The organism is Anoxybacillus andreesenii (assembly GCF_030813005.1).
In the GTDB taxonomy this organism is placed as follows: domain Bacteria; phylum Bacillota; class Bacilli; order Bacillales; family Cytobacillaceae; genus Robertmurraya; species Robertmurraya andreesenii.
In genome coordinates this window covers 33,896-59,654 of sequence record NZ_JAUSTU010000001.1, presented here as the reverse complement: position 1 = coordinate 59,654, position 25,759 = coordinate 33,896, and the positions used below count along the sequence as shown (strand labels likewise).

26 protein-coding genes are annotated in these 25,759 nt (G+C 39.3%); 9 read left to right on the top strand and 17 right to left on the bottom strand.

What is annotated here, in order from left to right:
• Positions 1–118 precede the first annotated feature (118 nt).
• From J2S07_RS00320 to liaF, 6 genes are all read right to left on the bottom strand, one after another.
• Positions 119–1,450 carry a sigma-54-dependent transcriptional regulator gene (locus J2S07_RS00320; RefSeq protein WP_307148396.1) on the bottom strand — a complete coding sequence of 444 codons (1,332 nt, stop codon included), beginning with the start codon at positions 1,448–1,450 and terminating at the stop codon, positions 119–121.
• On the bottom strand, positions 1,429–3,531 hold the full coding sequence (locus tag J2S07_RS00315) for an ATP-binding protein (RefSeq protein WP_307148395.1): 2,103 nt from the start codon (positions 3,529–3,531) through the stop codon (positions 1,429–1,431). Before J2S07_RS00315 ends, J2S07_RS00320 begins: the two co-directional genes overlap by 22 nt.
• A complete protein-coding gene (locus J2S07_RS00310) occupies positions 3,528–4,526 on the bottom strand; it encodes an ABC transporter substrate-binding protein (RefSeq protein ID WP_307148394.1) in 999 nt (332 codons plus the stop codon). Before J2S07_RS00310 ends, J2S07_RS00315 begins: the two co-directional genes overlap by 4 nt.
• Positions 4,527–4,760: 234 nt before the next feature.
• Positions 4,761–5,399 (bottom strand): response regulator, encoded by a 639-nt coding sequence (locus tag J2S07_RS00305; RefSeq protein ID WP_307148393.1) that lies wholly within the window; start codon positions 5,397–5,399, stop codon positions 4,761–4,763.
• Complete coding sequence (locus J2S07_RS00300) at positions 5,392–6,444, bottom strand: sensor histidine kinase (protein WP_307148392.1); 1,053 nt, start codon at positions 6,442–6,444, stop codon at positions 5,392–5,394. The genes J2S07_RS00305 and J2S07_RS00300 overlap by 8 nt, the downstream gene beginning before the upstream one ends.
• A gap of 10 nt (positions 6,445–6,454) precedes the next feature.
• Entirely contained in the window at positions 6,455–7,246 is a 792-nt protein-coding gene (gene liaF, locus J2S07_RS00295; RefSeq protein WP_307148391.1) for a cell wall-active antibiotics response protein LiaF, read from the bottom strand.
• Positions 7,247–7,454: 208 nt separating this feature from the next.
• On the opposite strand from liaF, the gene J2S07_RS00290 reads away from it, so the two are divergent.
• Together J2S07_RS00290 and J2S07_RS00285 are read left to right on the top strand one after the other, a co-directional pair.
• Positions 7,455–8,501: a lactonase family protein gene (locus J2S07_RS00290; RefSeq protein ID WP_307148390.1), complete on the top strand. Its 1,047-nt coding sequence runs from the start codon at positions 7,455–7,457 to the stop codon at positions 8,499–8,501.
• 280 nt (positions 8,502–8,781) lie between these two features.
• A complete protein-coding gene (locus J2S07_RS00285) occupies positions 8,782–9,948 on the top strand; it encodes a M20 family metallopeptidase (protein ID WP_307148389.1) in 1,167 nt (388 codons plus the stop codon).
• Positions 9,949–9,980: 32 nt separating this feature from the next.
• On the opposite strand, the gene J2S07_RS00280 is transcribed toward J2S07_RS00285, so the two are convergent.
• From J2S07_RS00280 to J2S07_RS00270, 3 genes are all read right to left on the bottom strand, one after another.
• Positions 9,981–10,706 carry an EcsC family protein gene (locus J2S07_RS00280; protein WP_307148388.1) on the bottom strand — a complete coding sequence of 242 codons (726 nt, stop codon included), beginning with the start codon at positions 10,704–10,706 and terminating at the stop codon, positions 9,981–9,983.
• A 117-nt stretch (positions 10,707–10,823) separates the two neighbouring features.
• A complete protein-coding gene (locus J2S07_RS00275) occupies positions 10,824–12,035 on the bottom strand; it encodes an ABC transporter permease (RefSeq protein ID WP_307148387.1) in 1,212 nt (403 codons plus the stop codon).
• Positions 12,028–12,768 (bottom strand): ABC transporter ATP-binding protein, encoded by a 741-nt coding sequence (locus J2S07_RS00270; protein WP_307148386.1) that lies wholly within the window; start codon positions 12,766–12,768, stop codon positions 12,028–12,030. The genes J2S07_RS00275 and J2S07_RS00270 overlap by 8 nt, the downstream gene beginning before the upstream one ends.
• 731 nt (positions 12,769–13,499) lie before the next feature.
• Between J2S07_RS00270 and J2S07_RS00265 the strand changes: the two genes are divergently transcribed.
• The 3 genes from J2S07_RS00265 (at position 13,500) to J2S07_RS00255 (ending at position 15,914) form a co-directional block, all read left to right on the top strand.
• Positions 13,500–13,919: an HIT family protein gene (locus tag J2S07_RS00265; protein WP_307148385.1), complete on the top strand. Its 420-nt coding sequence runs from the start codon at positions 13,500–13,502 to the stop codon at positions 13,917–13,919.
• A gap of 266 nt (positions 13,920–14,185) precedes the next feature.
• Entirely contained in the window at positions 14,186–15,256 is a 1,071-nt protein-coding gene (gene serC, locus J2S07_RS00260; protein ID WP_307148384.1) for a 3-phosphoserine/phosphohydroxythreonine transaminase, read from the top strand.
• A 130-nt stretch (positions 15,257–15,386) separates the two neighbouring features.
• Positions 15,387–15,914: a tryptophan transporter gene (locus J2S07_RS00255; protein ID WP_307148383.1), complete on the top strand. Its 528-nt coding sequence runs from the start codon at positions 15,387–15,389 to the stop codon at positions 15,912–15,914.
• A 53-nt stretch (positions 15,915–15,967) separates the two neighbouring features.
• Here J2S07_RS00255 and yhzF read toward each other — a convergent pair whose 3' ends face one another.
• Positions 15,968–16,165: a membrane protein YhzF gene (gene yhzF, locus J2S07_RS00250; RefSeq protein ID WP_307148382.1), complete on the bottom strand. Its 198-nt coding sequence runs from the start codon at positions 16,163–16,165 to the stop codon at positions 15,968–15,970.
• A gap of 380 nt (positions 16,166–16,545) precedes the next feature.
• Between yhzF and J2S07_RS00245 the strand changes: the two genes are divergently transcribed.
• Positions 16,546–17,118 (top strand): HTH-type transcriptional regulator Hpr, encoded by a 573-nt coding sequence (locus tag J2S07_RS00245; protein ID WP_307148381.1) that lies wholly within the window; start codon positions 16,546–16,548, stop codon positions 17,116–17,118.
• Between the two features lies 1 nt (position 17,119).
• Here the strand turns inward: J2S07_RS00245 and J2S07_RS00240 are convergent, their stop codons facing one another.
• Complete coding sequence (locus tag J2S07_RS00240) at positions 17,120–17,455, bottom strand: DUF1878 family protein (protein WP_307148380.1); 336 nt, start codon at positions 17,453–17,455, stop codon at positions 17,120–17,122.
• 204 nt (positions 17,456–17,659) lie between these two features.
• Here J2S07_RS00240 and J2S07_RS00235 point away from each other — a divergent pair, with 204 nt between their 5' ends.
• Together J2S07_RS00235 and J2S07_RS00230 are read left to right on the top strand one after the other, a co-directional pair.
• Positions 17,660–18,217 carry a DUF3267 domain-containing protein gene (locus J2S07_RS00235; RefSeq protein WP_307148379.1) on the top strand — a complete coding sequence of 186 codons (558 nt, stop codon included), beginning with the start codon at positions 17,660–17,662 and terminating at the stop codon, positions 18,215–18,217.
• A gap of 95 nt (positions 18,218–18,312) precedes the next feature.
• Positions 18,313–18,492: a hypothetical protein gene (locus J2S07_RS00230; protein WP_307148733.1), complete on the top strand. Its 180-nt coding sequence runs from the start codon at positions 18,313–18,315 to the stop codon at positions 18,490–18,492.
• Between the two features lie 64 nt (positions 18,493–18,556).
• On the opposite strand, the gene J2S07_RS00225 is transcribed toward J2S07_RS00230, so the two are convergent.
• A complete protein-coding gene (locus tag J2S07_RS00225; protein WP_307148378.1) occupies positions 18,557–18,646 on the bottom strand; it encodes a YjcZ family sporulation protein in 90 nt (29 codons plus the stop codon).
• Positions 18,647–18,937: 291 nt separating this feature from the next.
• On the opposite strand from J2S07_RS00225, the gene J2S07_RS00220 reads away from it, so the two are divergent.
• Positions 18,938–19,819, top strand: coding sequence for a peptidylprolyl isomerase (locus tag J2S07_RS00220; RefSeq protein WP_307148377.1), 882 nt, complete (start codon positions 18,938–18,940; stop codon positions 19,817–19,819).
• A 40-nt stretch (positions 19,820–19,859) separates the two neighbouring features.
• Here the strand turns inward: J2S07_RS00220 and J2S07_RS00215 are convergent, their stop codons facing one another.
• The 5 genes from J2S07_RS00215 to J2S07_RS00195 all read right to left on the bottom strand — a co-directional run bounded on the left by J2S07_RS00215 (position 19,860) and on the right by J2S07_RS00195 (position 25,746).
• Positions 19,860–20,045, bottom strand: a complete 186-nt coding sequence (locus J2S07_RS00215) for a sporulation YhaL family protein (protein WP_307148376.1) — start codon at positions 20,043–20,045, stop codon at positions 19,860–19,862.
• 119 nt (positions 20,046–20,164) lie between these two features.
• Positions 20,165–21,109 (bottom strand): 3'-5' exoribonuclease YhaM, encoded by a 945-nt coding sequence (gene yhaM, locus J2S07_RS00210; RefSeq protein WP_307148375.1) that lies wholly within the window; start codon positions 21,107–21,109, stop codon positions 20,165–20,167.
• 76 nt (positions 21,110–21,185) lie between these two features.
• Complete coding sequence (locus J2S07_RS00205) at positions 21,186–24,176, bottom strand: ATP-binding protein (protein ID WP_307148374.1); 2,991 nt, start codon at positions 24,174–24,176, stop codon at positions 21,186–21,188.
• A gap of 12 nt (positions 24,177–24,188) precedes the next feature.
• Positions 24,189–25,406, bottom strand: coding sequence for a metallophosphoesterase family protein (locus tag J2S07_RS00200; protein WP_307148373.1), 1,218 nt, complete (start codon positions 25,404–25,406; stop codon positions 24,189–24,191).
• Between the two features lie 139 nt (positions 25,407–25,545).
• Positions 25,546–25,746: a cold-shock protein gene (locus J2S07_RS00195; RefSeq protein ID WP_307148372.1), complete on the bottom strand. Its 201-nt coding sequence runs from the start codon at positions 25,744–25,746 to the stop codon at positions 25,546–25,548.
• Between the last annotated feature and the right edge of the window lie 13 nt (positions 25,747–25,759).

Here is a 25,759-nt window from a genome sequence, read left to right as displayed (position 1 = left end):
CAAATATGCAAGAAGCGTGCCAACTCATAAAAAGCATAAAAAAACACCTAACAAGAAAGTTAGGTGTAAATGCATTGACATTTTGTCATGTTTTGTCGAAGATTTTCATGACAAAATGTCACGGTTCCATTAATTTATACTGATCTATTTTTCGATAAAGATTTCTAACACTAATTCCTAAAAACTCTGCAGCTCTTGTCTTATTCCAATCCGCCTCACACAGTATTCGCTTGATGTGCGCTTTTTCAACTTCCTCTAACGTCCGTAAACTTTCTACGGATTGACTTACTTTTCCCCTATTCCCCAAAAGAAGATCCTCTTGTTCAATAATTTCTGACCTTGCTAACAAAACGCCGCGTTCGATAATATGATGCAACTCCCGAACATTGCCTGGAAAATGATAATTTTGCAGCTCTTGAAGTGCTTGTTTTGATAATTGCTTCCGACTATTTTTCATTTCTTTCAAGAAATAATCAATTAAAACTGGAATATCTGTTTTCCTCTCCCGCAGTGGGGGGATGACAAGCTTGACCACGTTCAAACGATAAAATAAATCTTCTCGGAAGTTTCCGGCTGCCACCTCGTTTTCCATATCAGCATTGGTTGCAGCCACCACTCTCACCTTTACCTTCCTTTCTCTTACATCACCAACTCTTCTAAATTCCCCCGATTCTAGAAATCTAAGAAGCTTCACCTGTAAGGAGGATGGCATTTCCCCTAACTCATCCAAAAACAATGTTCCCCCATCAGCAGCTTCTACTAGCCCTTTTTTCTCCTGATTGGCCCCTGTGAATGCGCCCTTTACATGGCCAAAAAGCTCGCTTTCTAGTAGCTGCTCCGGCAGGGCTCCTGAATTCACGGGCACAAATGGCTCATCTCTGCGGACGCTCCAATAATGCAAAGCCTTGGCAAACAGTTCTTTTCCTGTTCCACTTTCTCCTTCTATTAATACCGGAACCTCACTATCTGCAATTCTTTCAGCTAGCGCGATTACCTCTTGAATTTCTTTACTTTCCCCAATAATATGGAATTGATTTTGCTGCTTAATTATTTTTTTCATACTTTCATTTTTTTCTTTTAATTTCTTATTGTTTTCCGCCTTCTGAATCGTCAATTCAAGATCTGTTAATTGATATGGCTTGGTCAAATAATCAAAGGCACCATATTTCATGGCTTCAATCGCTGTTTCAATTGTACCATGACCAGTTAGGACAATAATTTCAACATCTGATTGAATCTTTTTGGTTTCTTTAAGAAGTGTAATTCCGTCCATTTTAGGTAATCGAATATCAAAGATGGCGACATCAAAGAAATCATTCTTCAAAATCATAAGGGCATCCTCGGCAGTTTCAGCAGAGTGAACCTCATAGCCTTTTCTTGCCAGCCTCTTGACAAGCAATTGAAGTAAGTCCTTTTCATCATCAACAATTAAGAGCTTTGCTGCACCCATTGTTTTTCCTCCTTAATCGGAATAAGAACAGTTACCTCCGTCCCTTTTCCTTCTTCACTCTCAATTTCTACATTTCCACCAAATTGCTGAATGATCCCATAGCATACAGAAAGGCCAAGACCTGTTCCTTTCCCAACAGGCTTGGTTGTATAGAAAGGATCGAATAATTTAGAAATATGCTCTCTTGGAATTCCAATCCCTGTATCTCCTACCGTTACCTTAACCTTGCTCCTATTTTGAACAGCAGAAATGGTTAGATACCCACCCTCTTCCATCGCATCGACCGCATTATTGATTAAGTTGACGAACACCTGCATCAGCTTTAAATGATCCCCAACAATAGTTGGCAACGAGGTATCCATCCTCAGCTGAACGGAAATATTTTTTCGTTTCAATGTGTGCTCCACTAAACGGATGCTATTTTCGATCGTGTCCTCAATATCAACTGATGTATTTTTCCATTGGGATTTTCGCGAGAAGTTTAGAAGATTGCTCGTAATGCTTTTGCAGCGCTTCGTATTTTCAATGATTTTTCTTAAGTAATCATAAATTTCATCATCATCTAAAGTCTCGTCTTTCATTTCAAACCGATCGGTTAAATCCTCCGCATATACATTAATCGTTGTAAGAGGATTATTCACCTCATGCGCAAAGCTTGAAGCCATTAGTCCAAGTGCGGATAATTTGTCTGTCTGGATAATTTTCTCTTCCATTTCCCTTTGTTCTGTAATGTCCTCAATGACTACTAGAAACTCTCCTTCACCTTCAATCGCATGACTAAGAGAAAAGACGCGATGCTGAAAGATCCTTTCATCCCCACTCTTCGTCATTAGTTTCATCTCTTTATTCCCGCTTCCCTCGCCAAGATTGAGATCCGTAATAGGACAATCATTACATGGAGAAGGGTGCCCACCAATCATTGTATAACAAGGAAGATTCAGGTCTTGATGCTCGATCCACTCCCGTAAGGTTGGATTCATCCATGTGACAGCATATTCTTTTGTGACGAGGGCAAGGCCAGCACCGATCCCCTCAACCACAACTTTTAGCCGTTCCTTTTCCATTTCTAGCTGAAGTGACTTCGTTTGTAACTCTTTCGTCATTTCATTAAAGGACTGGGCAAGCTTTCCCACTTCATCCTTTTGTTTCAATTCTATTGGTGAGATTTTGATCCCGTGCTTTAGTTTTTTCATTCCTTGGTCCAAAAGGAGAATCGGCTTGGTAAAATAGAGACCAGCGTAGATACTAATAATACTTATAAGAAGTGTTGAGACTGCCACAGCAATCAGCCCTGTTTGAAACATTTTATTAATCGGTAGGTATGCAGTCCCTTTTGGTTGTTCCATGACCAGTGTCCAATTCAATTCCTCTATGTTTGTTTTTACGCTTAGTAAATTCTTGCTTTCATATGCAGTTGATTTTTCCCATAGTCTGCTATAATCTTGATGGGCAATGACTCGGCCATATTGATCAAGCAGATATAAATAGGAAGATGAATCTTGCCTTAAGGAAGAGATTCGACCAATAATTTTCTGTAGCTGTATGCTGACTCCAATTCCGTACCTTTCTCCTTCATTGAGAAGGGGAATGGCGAGTTTGATCACCGGTTGTCCTAAATCATTAAATTCAACCGCCCCATAGACCTTATCCTCTGTTTGGAAATCATCCCACATTTCATCCGTAAACCAATTTTCATCCTTTTGTGGAAGATTGAGCTGATACCTGGAAACACGCTCAACCACACCTCCAGAGTTATTCGTAATGACAATTTCATCAATCGTTTCATTTTGTTGAAAAATCTCATAAAAGCCTTGTTTCCCATCGCCATATTGATATAATGCAGCGAACATTTGAATTTGCTGAAGAGTTTTGCCAAACTCCAGCTTTATTTCACTGGATAAATTTTTCGTTAACAGCTCTTGCTTCTCCATAATTCTATCTTCTAGATCCATTTTTACCTGTGTGTAATAAAAATAGCTAATCAATAAAAGGGGGATCGTCGACATGAGAACTCCAAAGACAAGCACTTTATTCCGAATAGATTGGGAATAAAACCAACTTAACAAAGATCTACTTTTCACTGGATCTCCCCCTTTTCATTGATAAACTCTGCCATGGGGATTAATTCCTTGCTAACGTGGATATTCAACTTGTCCGTCACTTCTTTGTTGATAAGAAAACGAACTGTATCTGGTAATTCGGTCGGAATTTGACTAGGAGAATTCCCCTGAAGAATAGAACTGACAAACCTAGAGGAATGGTAACCTTGATCAAAAAAACTAGACCCATAGCTTGCTAAGTAACCAGCCTCTACCTCATGCTCATAGATCCCCATAACGGGAATGGCATATTCCTTTGAAAAAGAGACAATTTCTTTTGTTAATGACTCAATGCGAAAGCTGGGAAGAATAAGCAGGGCATCATTCTTCTGAACCGTTCTTTCCATTAGGTCTTTATAGTCTTTATTTGATACATTAAAAGGAATGATTTTGATAGAAAGTGCCTCAGCAGCTTCAATTGTTTTCTGTAAGCTAAGTCTACTTACATCAACATCCTGGTCATAAATAACAAGTACCCTTTCAATAGAAGGAACTAGATCGTGTAGTAATTCAAGCCTTTTGCCAGATAAACTAGTGTGGTAATTATTAATTCCCGTAAAACTACCTCCAGGGGAACGATAATCATCAATAATACCGATTTCCCTCGGGGCAGCTACCCCGGCAAATACTACTGGAATGGTTCTGTTTTCCTTTTCTATTTGCTTCTTTAACTCAACTGTCTCAATTCCGCCTAAAGTAACAATTAAGTCTATATCTTCATTCAAGAGCTCCTTAATTTGTTTTCTTAATAATTCCGTATCATCCTTTGCAGATTTCACAATAAAATGAAAATCCTCTTTTTCATACCCTAAGTCCAACAACCCAGCCTGCAAGCCTTCATATTTCTCGCTTCGCTCTTTCCCAACCATTAAGATTCCGATCTTATAGGGGTTTTCCTTATCAAAACTAACGAAATTATAAATAACAATAGACAAAGTCAAAATTATCGAAATAAATAGATACCATTTCGTTTTCATTAAAGAAACACCCGCTTTTAATAGCCTTTTCTTTTATTATAACGAATATGATTAGAGTCTTTACCTCCTAAAAAGGAGAATCTTATGAACAAAAGAAATTATTTATTGGTCAATGACAACCATGTTTGAGAAAAGAGCCATATAAAAAAGAGAATGCCGTTTTGCATTCCCTTCACTTTCTTCTTACTTTCTCACCCTTCAGAATCTATGAAGGGCTAAGTTAAAAATAAGATATCAACGATTTTCCTTGATGATTCCATTTCGATTGGCATAGACTGCTGCCTGAGTTCGGTCGGTTACATCAAGCTTGCTCAAAATATTGCTCACATGGGTCTTTACCGTCTTAATCCCAATAAAAAGCTCTTCGCTAATTTCTTGGTTGGTCATCCCTTCGCCAATACACATCAGCACCTCAAGCTCCCGTTCGGTTAATTCATCATGAGGCTTTCTCTCCTGCGGACGTAATCGTCTCATCATTCGATTGGCAACCTTAGGCTCAATCACCGCTTCACCATCAACCGCCTTGCGAATGGCTCGAACCACCTCTTCAGCAGTTGCGGTTTTGAGCATATAGCTAAAGGCACCTGCCTCAATCGCCGGGAATACTTGTTCATCATCATAGAAGCTTGTAATAATAATGATTTTGCATTCTGGATACGTCTTAAGTATCTCCTTCGTCGCATCAATACCCGTTCCATTTTCCATTAATAGATCCATTAATACGACATCTGGTCTTTTATCAAGCACAAGCTTGACCGCATCAAATCCGCTTTTCGCCTCGCCAACAATCTCTATTTCCTGCTCGGTAATTAAATAGGAGATAATCCCTTTTCTCACCATTTCATGGTCATCCACAACTGCCACTCTAATCATTTTTCATACTCTCCCTTGTCAATGGCACTCGAATATCAATATATGTTCCTTCCTTTTCCTTTGAGCGAATATTGAATACTCCCCCCACCTCTTCGCATCTTTCACGCATCGTCTTCAAGCCGTATGAGGCTATTCGCTCCACACTCGGGTTAAAGCCCTTACCGTCATCAGCGATAAACAAATAGATAGTATTCTCTTTTTCAGTGAGTGTGATTTTGATCTTCTTTGCCTCTGCATGCCGCAGAATGTTGGAAAGCGCCTCTTGAATGATACGGAATAGATGCTCCTCTGTTGCTTTAGAAATATTTTCGATATCATCGATGCTCGCCTGGAAGTGAAGATTTGTTTTTCCTTTTAGCTCTTGAAGGAGCTTAATGATCCCATCAGAAAGTCGCTCATTACTAAGCTGGATTGGTCGAAGATGAAGTAGGAGGGCACGCATTTCCCCTTGTGCATTTGCAGCGATACGATTGATTTCCTCTAGCTGTTCCTTCGCTTTCTCACGATCCAGTTCAAATAATCTTAATGTAGCAGAAGACATCATACCTAGGGCAAAGAGCTGTTGACTGACCACATCATGAAGATCCCTTGCCAGTCTCTGCCTTTCCTCCATCACTGCAGCAGCATGGGCAGATTGTGCTAATGAAGTCTTCTTATCTGCTAATCTCTGCATTGATTGCTTTTGCTCCTGAATATAGTCCGCCAGTAGATTTAATTCCTCTGATACAAGACCAATCTCATCCTTTTCATAGATAGGGATTTTGTCCGTTGTATTTCCACTTCTTAGCGTCGAGACAAATAGATGAATATCTGTTAATCTCCCTTTAATTAGATAGCTGCCTTTTATGCCAAAATATCCCCCTACCAACAAAAAAACAACGAGCGCAAAAAGAGAGAGCCATAGAGTCATTCTTATATCCAATATGGCGGAATCCGAAACAACCAAGTAGATTTGCAGACCTACAAAGATGATTAAAGTACTGATGAAAGCCATCATGACAAAGGTTTGTATAAACCAAAAACGGATGCTTTTTAATTTCTTCATATGATTCTCCCTATACCTTATCAATTCGGATAGAACCTATCTTAAGTTCGATCATGATCTTCAGCTTTCTAGTTGCTTCATCATATCCGGGTGTCTCGTATTCCAAATAACGGTTAATCGCCTCTGATTTATGATCAAAAATGCGAATATCCCCTACCTTTATGTTTGCTTGAATACTGACTGGCACTCCTTCAGGAATGATCATTTTGACATCACCAATCCATCCCTTAAGGGTTACCGAGGTCTCTTTTTCTGGAATATAGGCTTTGTTAAAATCGATGAAATAATCACCTATCGTGTTGTATAATTCCATCGGCTCCAGCGCCCAATTGTTTTCCTTAAAGCTAATATCTCCAATTGTTAATCCTCGAACTTTTTTTCGGCCGCCCAATAGTTCACCATCTAGACCTTTTTTATACATGTCTGAGGCTAAATCGTTCGTGAAATGAATCCTAAGGCTTCTTTTTTTAAATAATATGGAAAAGGCAAATAAAATGATCAATACAGGCCACAGCTTCCATATATCCCAGAAACCGAAGTCAATCACATGGAAGCGATCTAGGACAAGCAAGGAGAAGAACAGGACAACAAATGAACTAAAGAATAGATCATTCCTTTTTTTCAGCAAATTACCGAAAAGCATACTGATTCCTATTGCCAAAAAGAAAAAAGGATAGGAATAGACAATAAAGTCCATTATTTCCAAGGAAATGACACCAATATTCACGAGAAGAAGAACAACTCCAATAGCCAAGAGGAATAAGGCAAATAAAATCTGATTGATGGACCGATATCTCAACATAATTCCCTACTTTCTTAACCTTCTTAAACATTTCGATTTCGACAGGGATTTTCCTTTCTTTTTAGTTTACTATTTTTTCTCCGTTCATGAACAAACCTTGGGTTGTTTTGTCCTCCGTCTTGAGACGGAGATGTAACTTCTCTCGTATTTTCTCAATAAATATTGTAAACTATAGGTGAAGTGATTCATAACATTTGGAGGGATATTGATGACCAAATTTACAGGTTTTGTTGGTACCTATACAAAAGGAAATAGTCGAGGAATCTATTCCCTCACTTTAGATACAGCTACAGCGAAAATAGAAGAGCCACAGCTTGCCGCCGAGCTTGAGAATCCAACCTATCTAGCAATTAGCAGGGACAATCAATTTCTTTACTCGGTTGTGAAAGAAGGTGATTTAGGTGGGGTCGCTGCTTTTGCTTTAGATAAGGAAAAAGCAAAGCTAACCCCATTAAATCATCAGGTTACAACTGGTGCTCCTCCTTGTCATGTGAGTGTGGACAGCAAGAACCGAAATATAGTATCTGCCAACTACCATAAAGGAACGATCGATTCCTACCTATTAAATATGGATGGGACCCTTCAACCGCCAGCATCCGTAGTGGAGCATCAAGGCACAGGTCCTGATCCACGTCAAGAAAAGCCACATACCCATTATTCTGGGTTTACCCCTGACGAAAAATATGTAATCGCTGTGGATTTGGGATGTGACAAGGTCTATACATATGAACTGGATAATGGGATTTTAACTGAGAGGCATCAATTATCTGTTAAAGCAGGAAGTGGCCCGCGCCATATTGTTTTTCATCCTCATCTCAAGATGGCCTATGTCATGACAGAATTAAGCTCTGAGGTGATTGTTCTTTCCTATAATGAAATCGATGGCAGCTTTACTGAGGTGCAATACATTTCGACCATCCCTGATGGATTTGAAGAGAACAGTCAAGGAAGCGCCATTCATATTTCCTCCGATGGAAAATTTATTTATGCTGGGAATCGTGGACACAACAGCATTGCCGTATTTAACATCAATCAAGATAGCGGTGAACTGAGCTTTGTCGAGCATGCATCAACAGCAGGGAAATGGCCGAGAGATTTTGCTCTTGACCCATCTGAAAAATACATCGTTGCGTCCAATCAGGAATCGAGCAGCCTCGTTCTTTTCGAGCGTAATCCAGAAACCGGTAAACTAACATTAGTTCAATCGGATATCGTGGTCCCGGATCCAGTCTGTGTAAAATTTTTGCATGATTAATTTAATTGACTAGTAAAAAAGGATGGTGCTACCTCATCCTTTTTTATTTGCTCTGTTATATTTGGTGATTGCTCAATATTCCGCCTTATACTTATACGTTCACTAAGTTATTCGTACCGAATAAAACCCGTTCACGCACAAGTATAGGGCTAAAATCAACACAGCCTTCTGTCAAAAAAAATTTTCAAATAAATTTTCTTCGAGTCTCTAAGAATATGTGATAAAATCTTATTATAATTCAAAATAGACAAAAAATTATACATAAAGAGGAGAGACGATCATGTTAGAACAGTTATTTACAAAGCTTGAAAACTATTATGATGAAATGGTTGAGATCAGAAGGTATCTGCACCAGCATCCTGAGCTATCCTTTCAAGAAGTAAACACTGCCCAGTATATTAAATCCTTTTATGAGAAGCTTGGCGTTGAGGTTCAAGGAAATGTTGGTGGTAATGGAGTTGTTGCCAAAATTCGTGGTGCTAAGCCAGGTAAAACGATTGCCTTGCGAGCCGATTTTGACGCCCTTCCTATTCATGAAGAAAATGAGGTTCCATATAAATCTCTTAATCCAGGAGTCATGCATGCATGCGGACATGACGGACATACGGCGACTCTTTTAGTCCTTGCCAAAGCCCTTCATGAACTAAGGGATGAGCTTTCAGGTACATATGTAATGATCCATCAGCACGCCGAGGAGTATGCACCTGGTGGAGCCATTTCTATGATAGAGGATGGTTGTCTAGAGGGAGTTGACGCCATTTTCGGTACGCATCTCTGGGCAAGTGAACCTACCGGTAAAATCCAATACCGAAAAGGTCCAATTATGGCCGCAGCTGATCGGTTTGAAATTCATATCCAGGGCCAGGGTGGGCATGGTGCACATCCTCATTCCACAAAGGATGCCATTGTGATTGCTTCACAGCTAGTTCTAAATCTCCAGCAAATTGTTAGTAGAAGAGTGAATCCTGTCGATTCCGCTGTCATTTCAGTTGGTTCATTTGTGGCGGAAAATGCCTTTAATGTTATTGCTGATAAGGCAAAGCTCATCGGGACGGTCCGTACTTTTAACGAGGATGTCCGCACATTCATTGAGCAGGAGATTGATAGGGTTGTAAAAGGTACGTGTATCGCCGCAGATTGCGAATATTCCTATGAGTTTCATCGTGGATACCCAGCGGTCGTCAATCATAGCGAGGAAACCGATTACCTCATTGACTGTGTGCAGAACATATCCGGTGTTCATACAGTAGAAGAATCGGAACCGCAAATGGGCGGTGAAGACTTCGCCTATTATCTCGAACATGTGAAAGGAACCTTCTTCTTTACCGGGGCAAAGCCTGAAGGAGTTACGCAAGCGTTCCCACATCATCACCCCAAATTTGATATTGACGAAAAAGCCATGCTTGTTGCTGCAAAAGCATTAGGTGCGGCAGCCTTAAATTATTGATAGAAAAGACAGAAAGAAGCCTTCCACGAGCTCTAATAGAGCTTTGGGAAGGCTTTTAAAATTCGTATTCGATAAGCATTTTGGGCGACCTCACCCAAATGGTCTAATAGATTATAGTTGGCATAGGCTCCTACTACCGCCCCAATTCCTGGTACAAGCTGCAGCATTTTAACAAAGTCGATATAATCACGGTATTCTTGTTGGAAGACTCTCCAGTCCATATCGATAATTTCCCTTTTTCTCTCCTCCCAATTTTCGATGAATTCCAAGGTTTCTTTTCTCTCTTCTTCGCTGGAGAAGGCAAGCTTAAAGACATGGAGAATAAAGAGACGTTCTTCATATTCCCTTGTATCAAAGCCATAGATCGAGGCTGCATCAAATAGGAACTTCATTTTTATCGATAATAGTAATGGGAAATCGGCTAGTCCAAGAAAAATCCCACCTGCCCCTGTTCCTGCGCCTTCAATTGTGGCAGTTTTTCGATAAGCAGCGAGCTTTTCGGTGAGCTGATTATCCCTCTCCTCTAATGAAGCATTTCGATAGCCCTCATTTTTTGTCAAAAGTCCAGAACCTGTTAATGTAGCCTTCACCATGTTTTTGATGCCATCTGTCATTAGCTGATGGGCTTTTTCAGGTATGATTTCATTTATTTTTCCTTGGGCCTTTTTCGATAATCTTTTCAGTAAACTCGAACGCTTGAGAAGCTTGCTTTTCCATTCCTGCACCTCGTCAAATACTTTCAACTCATATTCGTTCAAGGAAGTCACATCCTTTTTCCAATCTATACATAGAATACGAAATCATGAGCGATTAGTTTCATCAAAGACTTTCTAAAAACAATATTATGAAAAAACCCCTTTCCATTATGAAAGGAGTTAAGCTTTTAGCCTATTTTTATGATAAATATAGACAAATAAATAACTAAATACAAACCCTGCGACCATAGAGATAAAGCCAACGGCCCATTCTTCTTTCAGAAAGATCGGAATGGCTAATAATATAGACTGGAGCATTAAAATGATTGTAAGGATTTTCTTAAAGGCATTCCCTCTGAACGATTCTTCGATTGGATATAGCTGCAGCCATATTTTATTCTGATGGTGATTCCATAGTGGCATAAGCTGAAAGCCGGTGAGAAATAAGAACAATAGCACAAAGAGAATCTGCCCCTTTCCATACACCACGAAGAAAAGAACCAGCATCCCAATCACCGTTAATCTAATGAAAAGGCCGAGATAGTCTCCACCTCGAATGAATGTATGGACATACAGATGGGTATAGACCCCTTTATGCTCAAATTTAAGGAATCCGGATACCCAATCAAGCCATTTTCTTCTCTTTACCCTATCCTTTAGCTTCGGAACATCCGTAAATAAATTCGCTAAACGGTAAAAGGCCATCATTCGCTTTGCTTCCTGATCAATGAGGAACTCCCATTTCAGACCCTTTTGCTTTGTTTGCGAAAAATAAAGCAGATAGAGCATTCCACAAATGAAGAGAACAGGAAGAATGAACCAAAGCTGGGCATGCGAAAACAAGAGAAAAAGAAAAACTGCATTGATAAAATAGCGAATGATTGAATCAATCATATGTACATTCGTACTCACGTAAAACTGTACGCGCCAGCGGATGAGAAGATTTAACACCTTAGCTACACACATCATCAACAGAAATGGTAAAAAGCTTCCATAATCATTGTTATGAACCTGTGCGTACATCGGCATCAGGATGGCAAGGCCCCCAATCAATAGGTACAATTGGATAAAAAAGCTTGCCACCATCGATCGTTGAAAATATGGCTTTAATTTCTCTTCAAGCGGAATAAGAAAAATCCGATCCGCCTCCATTAGAAAGGTAAAGATGGGACTGAATGTGAGCAAAAGAGCCAACAGGACAGCCATAACAACCGCCACTGGAAAATCCTGTTCCAAACCTCGCACCCAGCCTTGATAATAATAGGATGCTGTACCAATTAAGAAAACCATGCCAATAACAACATGACCATTAAAGATATAACGTCCATATCTGCTTAATTCCTTTAATGTTCGACCTACTCTTTCCTTCCAGAGCCTCTTTTCATCAAACATAGTCTTCTTCCTTTGTCAACTGAATATATAAATCATCTAACGTCGCATTTGGCATCGAAAATTGCTCCTGCAAATCCTTTAAAGTCCCTTTTGCCCGCACACTACCCTCATGCAAAATCACAAAACGATCACAATAGCGCTCCGCAGTTGCCAAAATATGTGTCGACATGAGAATTCCTGCCCCAGCTTCCTTCATTTTTTTCATCAGATCAAGCAAGGATTGGATACCGAGAGGATCGAGACCAACAAAAGGCTCATCTACGATGTAAAGACTTGGCTGTACAAGAAATGCACACATGATCATGACCTTTTGTTTCATCCCCTTCGAAAAATGGGCTGGGAACCATTTCAACCGCTTTTGCATTCGAAATTCCTTCAAGAGAACCTGCTTTCGCTCCTCAAAAATTTTCTTGTCAAGCCCATAGGCCATTGCCGTCATTGATAAATGCTCGTCCAGCGTTAGCTCATCGTATAGAATGGGGGTTTCCGGAACGAACGTAAACTGTTTTCGATAGGCCTCCTTGTCCTCCTGAAACGTCCTTCCATTAATGCTGATCTCACCTTTATGCGGCTCCATTAAACCGATAACATGCTTGATGGTTGTGCTTTTTCCTGCTCCATTTAAGCCAATGAGACCGACTATTTCATTTTCATTCACTTCAAAAGAAACATTTTTTAGAACGGGGTTTCTTGTGTAACCACCCGTGATCTCTTTGATTTCCAGCAAACTCATTCAACAACAACTCCCAAATGTAGTTAGTTTCATTTTAACAAATTGCACTTCTAAAAAATAGAAATACGATACGGTTGTGAAATATTTAGCATATAGCGCTTTGTTTATTAGCCTTATATGTGTGCGTGAACGGGTTTTATTCGGTACGAAAACTCTCGTGAACGTACACATATAAGGCGGTTTATTAATCAAAAATAAATATTAAAGAGAAAAAAGAGAAAAAATTAAAAATCGCACATATTTTTTTGTAGTCTGGACATGATAATATTCGAAGGGGAAAACCAAGTTAAAAATGGGATGTCTGTCGCAGGCAATAACCATTGAAAATAAGCTTCAAACGTTCCAATAAGGGGATGGTTGTATTGGACTATTTAGTTCACTAACCTAGATCTGTAAACCATTTTATAAATAAATGGGGTGTTCGCTAAAGGCTATCTACCCGCTTTATAAGTTGTGAAACCTATAAGGAATAAGGGGATGGTACGCTTGGACAATGGATCGATTTCTCATTAGATAACATTCATGCAAATGAGGTGTTTATCAAAGGGAAGATACCCGAATGAACAAGAAGCATTTCCCCTTCAAAGGGACAGGCGGGATTCAAGAGGAATCCTGCCTGTTCCACTTTTTTGGACTAATAAGTCAATCGCTATGACTGCGCAGCTTCATCCTGTTCTCTTTGCCTCTCGCTTGTGGTAAAATATTCTAAAATACTCGAGAGGAGTCTGAAAATGAGCGATTGTATTTTCTGTAAGATTGTTAATGGAGAAATTCCATCAGCCAAAGTTTTTGAAAATGAGCATGTTGTTGCATTCCTTGATATTAGCCAGGTAACGAAAGGACATACCCTTGTTATTCCTAAGGTACATAAGGAAAATGTTTATGAGCTAACACCTGAGGTTGCCCAGCAAATCTTTGAGGTAGTGCCGAAGATCGCCAATGCTTTAAAAACAACCTATAACCCAATTGGAATGAACCTTGTCAACAACAATGGAGAAAAAGCCGGACAATCGGTGTTCCATTTCCATTTGCATCTTCTTCCCCGATATGGTGAGGGTGACGGCTTTGGTGCTGTCTGGAAAACTCATCAGAGCGATTATACCCCAGAAGACTATCAAAACATGGCAAAGGAAATCAAGCAAAATTTATAAAACTAAAGCCTTTCAGCATGAGCTGGGAGGCTTTTATATATATTCCGCCTTATAGGTGCACGTTCACGAGAGTTTTCGTACCGAATAAAACCCGTTCACGTACAGCTAAAAGGCTAAGATAAACTTCGTATTTTTACATAGCCTATCTCCAAACAAATTTTCGAAATGTTCAACTTTTATCATTTACACTCCATACCGATTTATGTAGAATGAATCACATAGTATCTTTAATTCTTTAAAGCAGAAAAATATGGAGGTTGTTAAAAATGAGTAGAGCATTCAATTTTAATGCTGGACCAGCCGCTCTTCCTGAAGTAGTATTGCTGGAAGCACAGAAGCATTTGCTAAATTTCAACGGAACTGGCATGTCTGTTATGGAGTTGAGCCATCGCAGCAAGGATTATGAAGAAGTACATAACAGTGCGCAAAGCCAATTGCGAAAACTTCTCCAAATTCCTGACAACTACGAAATTCTCTTCGTGCAAGGCGGTGCAAGTCTACAATTTTCCATGGTGCCGATGAATTTATTATCAGAAGATAAGACTGGCTACTATGTCCTTACAGGCGCTTGGTCAGAAAAGGCGCTTAAGGAAGCGCAAAAGGTTGGGAACACGAAAATCCTTGCTTCAACAAAAGAGGAAAATTATCGTTCTATTCCTCAACTTGATTTGGATTTGTTACAGGAAGATGCCGCATACCTTCATATTACATCTAACAATACAATTTACGGCACCCAATGGCAGTCCTTCCCTGACCTTAAAGTTCCGCTGATCGCCGATATGTCCAGTGATATTCTTAGTAGACCACTGGATATTAGCAAGTTTGGACTGATATACGCCGGTGCCCAAAAGAATCTCGGACCATCAGGGGTGACGGTTGTCATCGTTAAAAAGGATTTGATTAGTGAGCCTCTAGATCATCTACCAACGATGCTGAATTACCAAACCTTTAGTAAAAATAATTCTCTTTATAACACGCCCCCTACCTTTGCGATCTATTTATTAAAATTAGTGCTCGATTGGGTGGAAAATGAAGGCGGTCTAGCAGCCCTAGAGAGAAAGAATATTGAAAAAGCAAAATATCTTTACGATGCAATCGATGAGAGCGATGGTTTCTTTAAGGGACATGCGAGCAAGGAAAGCCGTTCGAACATGAACGTAACCTTTACTCTTCCTACTGAGGATGACACAAAAAATTTCTTAGATGCAGCAAAGAAACAAGGTTTTATTGGCCTGAACGGACATCGTTCCGTCGGTGGCTGCCGTGCGTCGATCTATAACGCAGTTCCTCTTGAACATGTGCAGAGATTGGCAGAATTTATGAAAACCTACCGTTAATTATCAGAATTCTTCAACTTTACTAGTTGACTTTTTATGATATAATAGTAGCAAGCTGATCGCTGCAGGCAATGAGTGCACTGTAGGAGAAGCGAAAGAAAAAGTTAGAATAGCTGAGGAGAGATGAGAAATGAGAACAAAAAATTTGGTTGCGTTAGCCCTGCTCGTTGGTATGGGTGCTGTCTTACATGCGGTTATGCCCGGAATCGTGTTTGGAATGAAGCCGGACATGATGCTGGCGATGATGTTCTTAGGGATTGTTTTGTTCCCAGATGGGAAGAGCATTTTGCTCTTAAGCTTGGTAACAGGTATTATCTCAGGGTTAACAACGACTTTTCCAATGGGTCTTATCCCAAACATTATCGATAAGCCGATAACAGCCTTTATCTTTTTTGCTTTATTCCTAGCATTAAAGAAATACCGTACCAATATTGTTAGTATTGCGGTGTTAACAGCACTGGGAACCATTGTATCTGGCTTTGTATTCCTAGGGTCTGCCGCTATCATTGTCGGTCTGCCAGGACCATTCGCAGCTCTTTTCGCAGGTGTTGTATTACCAGCAGCTGTCGCTAATACGGTTGCCATGGTTGTCCTTTATCCAGTGGCCCTTACCATTGTCAAGAGAACAAAGCTTACAAACCAAACAGTCAGCAGTTAATAAGGAGAACCCGATTGGGTTCTTTTTTTGCTGTTTGCATGAAAAATATGCCTTCATTTAAATGCGGATAACAGCATCCCCAATAAAAAACTAATACTCCCCAAAGCCGCAAGTAAAACCGCCCGCCTTTTTAATACTCTCTTTGGAGGATAAAATCCGGGTTTTTTTACTGACATAGCATTGAATAAGGCTCCAATAAATAATCCGATCCCTACAACAAATATCCAAAAAATAGTACTAGCCAATCCCACTCACTCCTCCTGAAGACACTGCAAAAAAAGTCTTACTTCATCTATATGCGAAAAAGTCCCTCCTATGAAAAGATAGAAAAGCTTTAACCCATTAGAGCAAAAGAATATTATTTTTCCATTAATAATAAATCTTTCAATTTCTTATAAAACTTTTTTGAAAAAATTGAAGGATTTTTAAATAAAACACAGAAAAGTAATATATTATAAAAATTCTTCTTCTAAACTCGAAATATTTTTAAGGATTTTTTTCAACTCATGTACCTTTGTTATACAAACTTTATAAATAAATTTCTAAAAATTTAGTATTTTTTATCTTTATTTCTTTTTGTTTTATTGGCATAATGAATAGTAAGAAAAATAAAATCGGGGGAATTTAGGGGATGACAGAGAAACATTATTCAATGAAAGAAGCTATGATTTTTAGTCAAAGAATTGCACAATTAAGCAAAGCCTTATGGAAGTCGATTGAAAAGGATTGGCAGCAATGGATTAAGCCAGCTGACCTGAATATTAATGAACACCATATCCTTTGGATTGCTTACCATTTGAATGGAGCATCTATTTCAGATGTGGCTAAATTCGGTGTTATGCATGTATCTACCGCATTTAATTTCTCGAAAAAACTCGAGGAAAGAGGACTTTTGAATTTTTCTAAGAAGGAAAACGATAAACGAAACACATACATTCAGCTTACTGAAAAAGGGGAAGAAATTTTACTAAATCTAATGGAAACCTATGACCCAGAAAAGAATGCTGTATTCTCTGGGGCAATGCCATTAAAAAGCCTATATGGGAAATTTCCAGAAATCGTCGAAATGATGGCGATTGTTCGTAATATCTATGGCGATGATTTCATGGAAATTTTTGAAAAGTCCTTTGAAAATATTGAAAATGAATTCAACGACGAGGATGGGAAGCTCAAAAAGAAGCCTTCTACCAAGGAATGTGTCTAGCTTAAATGAATTTTCGAAACTCTAACATGAGAGGCCGATATAGCTGTTGGCGGAGACAGGCATGAACGACTTCTTCTGCGATGAGGTTTGGGTGTAGAGCTGCTTTGAATTTTTGGAAAAGTGGCTCAAAATTGACAAATCCCTCCGCTTTTTGCTCTTCTAAAGCAACAGTTAGCTCGTCACAGCTCTGGTAGAATTGTTTCAAATCCTGTTCCGTTAATGATTTTTCGATGATCATCCGATAAAAATGATCCTCGCTATCCACGATCATTTTTAATAGAAGCGATTGATGAAATTCAAGACGATTGATCTTTTCTAATAAGACATCTAAATTCATAGTGGATCCTCTTTCAAAATGTAGTTAAAATTAGTATAATAAAGCGTCTATCTTTCGCTTATTTTTTGCAAAAATCTAGCTAAAAATGTAATACGATTTCCTATTGATTTTTTCATCCTTTCATCGTAAAGTATCTTAAGTGAGTAAATGAATGACTTTTACGTGTAAAAGAAGCTCAGGTAGCTCCTGATGGAGGATGATATCTTGAATTGCTGGAAAACGGTTAATTACTCAAAGCAATATGGTTCCCAAAGAATGTTTATTCTTTCACTAATTACGATGTTGCTCACCTTTATTATACTCTATATTCCACTTTCTTATTTTTTTGCTCCTAATGAGCTTTATGATAATCAATTCGTCTTATTCATTTTCGGAATCATTTTGATGTACCCTCTTCATAAGCTGTTACATTACTTGCCTGTAGCTCATCTTGGTTCAAAGATAAGGAAAAGAATTGAATGGAAATACGGAGTTTACCCATTTATCGAAGTAAAAGTACATGAGCCGATCTCGAAGCCATTGTTTCTGTTCGCTTTGTTTTTGCCTTTTATATCCATTACAATCCTTTTAGCTGTTAGCTGTTTCTTATTTCCGCATTATGTACACTATTTTGCTATTTTAATGGCTTATCAAATTGGACTTTCTGTGCCTGATATTGCCTACGGTTTGAATATCCTTAAAGCACCTAAGGCAGCATTTATAGAGGAAAATGATGATGGCTTTGAAATATTGATCCACCATCATCAAGTACGAAACATGTAGGAATGAGATTTTCTTCTCAACTACACTTTCCTTTTCAGAGAAAATTTGATATGGTTGTGAAAAGAAAAATTGTCCCAACAAGGAGGGATTTGGTGATCATCTCCATATTTATAATTTTTGCTATTTTTATATTATTTAATATTAATAAACTCACAAATTCCCTTTGTTTACAAAAAGAAATCCCTGAAGAACGGCAACCAAAGGTTTTTAGAACGATTAATGTATTGGTGACCATTCTTCTCATTTCATCATATATTGAAATATTGTTTTCTTAACAAAAGAACATGGGCTGCTCCCATGTTCTTTTTCAATGATTCATTTGATAATCTCTACACCTAATTAATACCACCATGCTGCTCCTACAATGATTAAAAGGATAAACAAGACAACAATCAACGCAAATCCTCCACCATATCCTCCATGACTCATCGTAACACCCCCTTCCATTGCATTTACTTCTTTCTATAAGAAAATTATCTCTACCATGTAGGCAGGTATCTTTTTGAGTTCGGATTGCTGGATGAGACTAAATTTAGCTCCACATCAACTGCCTATACTTTATCCTATGTAGTAGTCCCTTTTATGGAATAGTGACAGTGCCTATTTTTTTGAAAATCAACAGTCAAAATGGGTTTTTCTTTTGCTCTCTTTCCAAGTTATGTTATAGTATTGTTTGTAGAAATTACACGAAAGAAATTAAAAAATTTAGGAGTTGTTTTAATGAAAAAATGGATACTTGCCCTATCTTTAGTACTAGGGGTTATTGGATTATCAGCATGCAATAATGCTGGCTCATCAGACACGGTTGTCGAAACAAAGGCCGGCAATATTACAAAGGACGAGCTTTATGATGCAATGAAGAAAGCAAATGGGAAACAGGTTCTTCAGCAGCTTGTGTATGAGAAAGTGCTATCAGATAAATATAAAGTGTCAGATAAGGAATTAGACGCAAGACTACAAGAGGTTAAGGATCAGCTTGGGGATAATTTCGAAATGGCGTTAGCGCAATATCAAATGACTGAGAAAGAGCTTAAGGAAAGCTTGAAATTGGACTTGCTTGTTGAAAAAGCAGCAACAAAAGATGTCAAGGTAACCGATAAGGAAATCAAAGAGTATTACGATAATATTAAACCTGAAATTAAAGCCCGTCATATTTTAGTTGCGGATGAGGCGAAGGCGAAGGAAATTAAGGCGAAGCTTGATAAGGGCGAGGACTTCGCAAAGCTTGCTAAAGAAAATTCAACAGACCCAGGCTCTGCTGAGCAAGGTGGAGATCTTGGTTGGTTCGGTGCAGGTGCAATGGTCCCTGAATTCGAAGAAGCTGCCTATGCCCTTGATGTGAATCAAATTAGTGAGCCTGTCAAAACTGACAATGGTTGGCATATTATTCAAGTAACTGACAAAAAGAAAAAAGAAAGCCTGGACAAAATGAAGGCTGAAATTGAGCAGAAAGTCAAAGTATCAAAGGTCGATAATACTGCCATGCAAGAGGCTCTCCAAAAAGAATTAAAAAATGCCAACGTTAAGGTTAAGGATAAGGACTTAAAGGATATCATCCAAGACAATACGAATGCAGACAACAAAGAAAAAGAGAGCAAGTAATCAAAAGGGGTTCCTAATTTGGAACCCCTTTTTTGTACCCTTAGCCAAACGAACGCTTTTCCATTCTCTCTTCCCTTTCCTTTTCAAGGCGTTGGATGTACACTTCGCCTTCTCTCTCTATTAATTCATGCTCCTGCTTTCTCTCATCTCTCCCTGTTTTGACAGCCATGAAAGCGCTAATGATAATCCCACCAACTAATAATAAGACCCAAATTGGAATATCCATACATTCTCCCTCCAAAAGATTTGTACAAGCTCTTTTTATAAAAATGTATGCTTGGGCAATAGGATTATGATTATCTCTTTACATTGGCATAAAAAATGCCCTTAAAAAAGGCATTTTTATTACTTATGAAAGAGAGGCTTATAAAAGGAACGGTTATCCAAAGCAAAAATTCTTTCAGTGAACTCCCCAGGCTTGACGCGTTCCAGCGCTCGATCAAGCATATTCATCTTGGCATCGATATTATCAATATAGTGGAGAATCTCGGCCTCTTTAATAAGCGGTGGCTTCGGACTTCCCCATTCAGCCTTGCCATGATGACTTAAGACCAAATGCTGCAAAACAAGGACTTCCTCCCCTGAAATTCCCAGCTCATCAGCTGCTTTCGATATTTCAGAAACCATAATATTGATATGTCCTAAAAGATTTCCTTCCACCGTATAGGTAGTAGACACAGGTCCAGAAAGCTCCTTGACCTTTCCCAAATCATGAAGCAGCACACCAGCGTAGAGTAAATCCTTATCTAAGCTTGGATAGAGGCCAGCAATGGCTTTAGCTAAATCCAGCATGCTTACGACATGGTAGGCAAGGCCTGAAACAAATTCATGATGATTCTTTGTCGCTGCCGGATATTCAAAAAATGCGTCGTAATATTTCTTCAGCAAATGCCTCGTGATTCTTTGAATATTAGGATTCTTCATTTCAAATATATACTGGGTGATTTTACTCTGCATTTCTTCTTTATCTACGGGAGCGACAACAAGGAAATCGGATAGATTTACCGAGTCTTGCGGGGACGAAGGACGAATTTGTCTGAGTCTTAACTGATTTCTCCCACGATAGCTCTGAATATCTCCCTGTACCTTCACAATGGTCTCTGCACAGTAATTTTTTTCATCATCCTCAGATGCATCCCATAGCTTTGCTTCAATTTCACCGGTCTGGTCCTGTAGAATAAGTGTTAAGAATGGCTTACCATTGCTTGCAGTACCCTTGGTGGAGCTTTTAATCAATAGAAATTTCTCCACCTGCTCTCCAACCTCATGCTGAAGAATTCCCTTGCTCATAGACTCGACACTCCTCTCCTATCAATCGAATATTTACTTTTCTATGAAGCTATTATAGCATAATCCTTCTTCACACTTATTGGGAATGGATAGGAGGATCGATGGACTCTTTTAAAATATTGACATCTTCTCTAGAAAAATAGTCCAATAAATGCAAATGACAGGTAAAAAACAGGACCTGATTTTCCTTCAATGTTTTTAACAAAGAAATCACCTTTTCCGTACGGACGTGGTCAAAATTTACAAAACTATCATCGATAATGATCGGAAAAGGCATTTTCCGATAAATGGTTGTTGCTAGGGCCAATCGCAGAGAAACATACACCTGTTCTGTCGTGGCCTGACTTAATTCATTTGCTTCGAACAGTAGGTGATCCTTTCTCTCAATTAAGAAACCGTTGCTTTCACCCTTCGGAAATATTTTGATATAGGTTCCATCTGTTAAAAAAGCTAAATATTCCTCTGCTTTTTTTAGCATAGTTGGAAGCCGTTCCTGTTTGAAGCTTGCGACTGTTCTTCTTAGCATTTCCTTCGCTAACGAGAGCTTGACCCATTCCTTCGCATCGATATCAAGTGCAGATTGCAGCTGTCTATACTGATGGAGAAGCTCCCCATATCGTCCTCCCTCTTCAAGCAAGGCAATTTGATGCTTGATTTCGGCAAGTTCTTGTCGCAATTCCTCATCTTCGTTGATATTTACTTTTAGTTGCGCAGATGCCTCTTCAAGGACGAATGGAAGATCCTCTATTGCCATAAATTCCTTTATTTCACTTTCAGTCAACATCGAGATATCTATTTGCTTCTGTAGTTCCTCCATTCGATTGGACCATTCAGCTAACTTCTCTGCCTCTTTCCCAAGCAAGCGAAAATCCTCCTCCGAATGTACATCAGCCAGTTGAAAAAGCTCCTCTCTTTCTTTAAGAAGGAAACTGCATTCCTTATTAACTCTCTCCATTTCCTCAAGAACTTCTTCCAGCCTTTCCCTCAAAATACTAAAGGTTTGTTTCTTTTCTAATTCCTTTTTCAAGATTTCACGCAATTGGATGGCTTGGTCGTAAACGGATCTCGCTTCCTCAATACCAAGCTGTTTACCCAAGGTGAAAATAGCTTCTTTGATTTTATCTCTTGCTGCTTTTTTCTTTTCCAATTGTGCCTTTGATTGCTGATACTCTCTATAGCCTTCCTTCAATTTTTTTACTAAAAGAAAGGCCGAATGAATATTTCTCAAAGCAATTTCTTCAGGGATGGATAATTCCGTACCTAAACGAGCCAGCAGTTTTTGATGAGCAAGTGCTTCCTTTTCCCATTCTTCAAATGCTTGTATAATTCGGTCATACTTAGCATTTTGCTGTTCCCATTTCATTTTCAACATTGTGAGCTGCTCTTGAAGCAGGGAATCTCTTGTTAATTGTTCTTTAATTAATCCTATGGCTGATGAATCCTGATTGTTCAATTGTTCCTTCAGACTCTGCTCCTGTGTTTTTAAGGCTTGTAGCTTTCGACGCAAATCTTCATTGCTCGACTGTTTGCCTTTTAGATGGAAAAAGAGCAGTGATAGAAACCCAATTCCTCCGATAAAAGCCACTAGCCATTGGGTCTTGAGCATACCCCAGCCAACGAAGATTAACAAAATGCTACATAGGATCAAGAATTGATAATAATTTTGCTTCGTTTGCTCCTTTGCCTTTTTGGCAGATAATTGATATAGATCAATCTGATCCTGTATATTTTTTAACTCTCTTTCCATTGAAGCCTTATTGGTGAAGTCCTCCAGCTTTTGTTTCTTTGCCTCCCTGACATCATCTGGAAGCAACTCTTTCTTTAGAAGGTCTATTTGCCCTTCGATTCCTTCTAGCTCCTGCTTTTCCTTAACAAACTCATCATCTAATTCAAGCTTCTTCTCCTGAAGACGGAGCTGCTTTTTCTCAGCATCCCTTGTCTTTTCAGCCATAAAAATGCTTGTATCACACTGTTCTAGCTTGCTTTCATCCGTGGGGAAATGAAGCTTTTCTTTTATCTCTTCGATTTCTCTCAGCAAGTGCTCTACCTTTGATTGCCATTCTGCCTCTTCTTCTTGGAGAGTGTCGTATAGGGGGAGACTTTCTAATGCATGCTGAATCAACGCTTCCTTTTCGAGGAGCTCCTCATTCGGGCGATATTCCTCAAGCTCTTTTTCAAGTCTATCTCTCTTGTCTAATAAGACCTTTAATTGTGCCTCTAATGGCTTAAGGAGCTGATGTACTGAGTCAAGTCGTGATAGACCGTCAACAGGGAACGATAGACTTTGCGATTCGATCCGATCCTTTAAAAGTTCCCTTTCCTTAGCTATAGGAGCAAGCTTCTTCCATTCCTCTAATTGATGAATCCGTTTCTGCGCACTATGGATCTGTTCCTGTTTGAGCCGAATGAGCTGCTCAAGCTCTTCCTTCCTTTGAATGAGCTGACCATAGCCTGTATTTTGCTGTTCTGCCTTTTTTAAATCCTCGTAAGCAGATTTCACCTCTTTCAGTTTTTCGTTGATAAGAGGTTTTCTTCCGCTAGGCTTAAATAGCTGGTCTATTTCTTTTTGGAGCTGCTGTTCGACAGTCATTAACCGCTCTGTCCCGATCGTGCCTGTAGAGAACAGAAACTTACCTAAATCCTCACTTTTTAATTGATGTACGTTCTGTAAACCATGCAGATTAAAGGAGAAAATCGCTTGATATAATGATTTATCGATGTGAAGCAAAAGCTCCTGCAGCCCTTCCTCTCCTCCAACCGTCCCATCCTCAAATAGAACTTTTACATCGCCGCTTGCCTTACCCTTCACTCTTTCCACGACGACCCTGCCCTGTTCCTCGAAAAAGAGCACTAATTGTCCGCCATATTTGGCTCCCTTCTTCGGCTCCATGCGCAATTCCGTTTGCTGCTTTGTTGGAAATCCAAAAAGGATACTATGAATGAATGACATAATCGTCGATTTACCAGCCTCATTCTCTCCGTAAAATACTTGGAACTCCCTTAAATTCGTCATACGAACATCTTCTAGCTTTCCATAACCATATATATGAATTTCCAAAATTTTCAACGATGCCACCCCCTATCCTTGTTGGATGAGCTTTTGAATTAAGAGCTTCTCAGCTTCCTTCTTTATTTCTGTCAGTTCCTGTTGAGTGAGAGAGGATAAAAGTTTTCTAGCACTTGGATGTTTATATAAAGGTGCTAGCGTCTCTTCGAACTCTATGAATTCATCCATGACGGTAAATAACTCTTCATAAAAGTCGGAGTGATTGGCTAGCTCTTCCTTATCAAAATTCAGCGCTTCGTCTATTTGTATGTGGATCGGCCAAACAAATTCTGTTTCTTCCTTTTCTTCCTCCTGAAGAATTTCAAGGAGCTCGTCCACCATGGCTGCATGATAAGAATCAATGGAAAGATCCTGAACAACTATGTGTGCAAGGGTCCCTCTCCCTTCTCTCCTGGCCTCCTCTATTTTCGCCCGACATATTTGGTATAGTCCATCGACGCTTGTGACATTGGCTCCATTTATGACCAGTTCAGACCAGTTAACATCACTAGTCTCCACGAATTGAAGCTGTGAACCTGCTTCCTGAAGGGTAACGATATAGCATCCCTTTGCGCCTTTTTCCTTTTTATTTCGTCCTTGTGTATTGCCAGAGTAGACAATTGGAGGCTCTTCATTCAGAAGCATTTTCTTGTGAATATGTCCTAAAGCCCAGTAATCAAACTCCTTTTCAAGTAGCTCTGATAAATGAAATGGAGCATAGTTGCCATGCTCACTACTTCCTTCCATATTTCCATGCAGAATGCCAATATGAAAATCAGCACCAGACTGACGCTGGTATTCGATAATTTTCCGCTCATATACATGTTTCTTTCCATAGCTGAAACCATAGAGATGTACAGTCGCATCAGACTTTGTTTGAAGCTTACTTACCGAGACCTCTGAACCAAAAACATATGTATTGCCTGGAAGTTTAATATCAGTCCAGTTCCCGCTTAAATGATCATGATTCCCATGGACAAGAAAAACAGGGATTCCCTCTTTTTCTAGCCGTTCCAATTCCTTCTTAAGAAAAATTTGTGCTCTGATACTCCGATCCTCATGGTCAAATAAATCTCCTGCAAGAATTACGAAATCGACGCTGTTGGTGAGCGCAGCATCTATTACTCGGGTAAAAGCCTTAAAGGTGCTTTCTTGCAGCCTTTGAAAAATATTCTTTGGCAAGCCTTGAAGACCAACCATAGGGCTGTCTAAATGAATATCTGCCGCATGAATAAATGTCACACTTTTCATCGCTTTTCCTCACTCATCATTTTCTTCCATTTTACCATAATACGAATATATGTTCTATATAAATTTCGGTACCTGGTACCAAAATGCAAAATAAAAAGCAGACCCATGAATGAGTCTGCTTGAAGGTTCGAATGGTTAATTATGCTTTGTTAACGTTAGCTGCTTGAGGTCCACGAGCACCTTGCTCTACGTCAAAAGTAACTGCTTGACCTTCTTCAAGAGTTTTGAAGCCTTCGCCTTGGATAGCTGAGAAATGAACGAATACATCTTCTCCGCCGTCGCGCTCGATAAATCCGAAGCCTTTTTCTGCGTTAAACCATTTTACTTTACCTTTTTCCATTGTATGTTGCCTC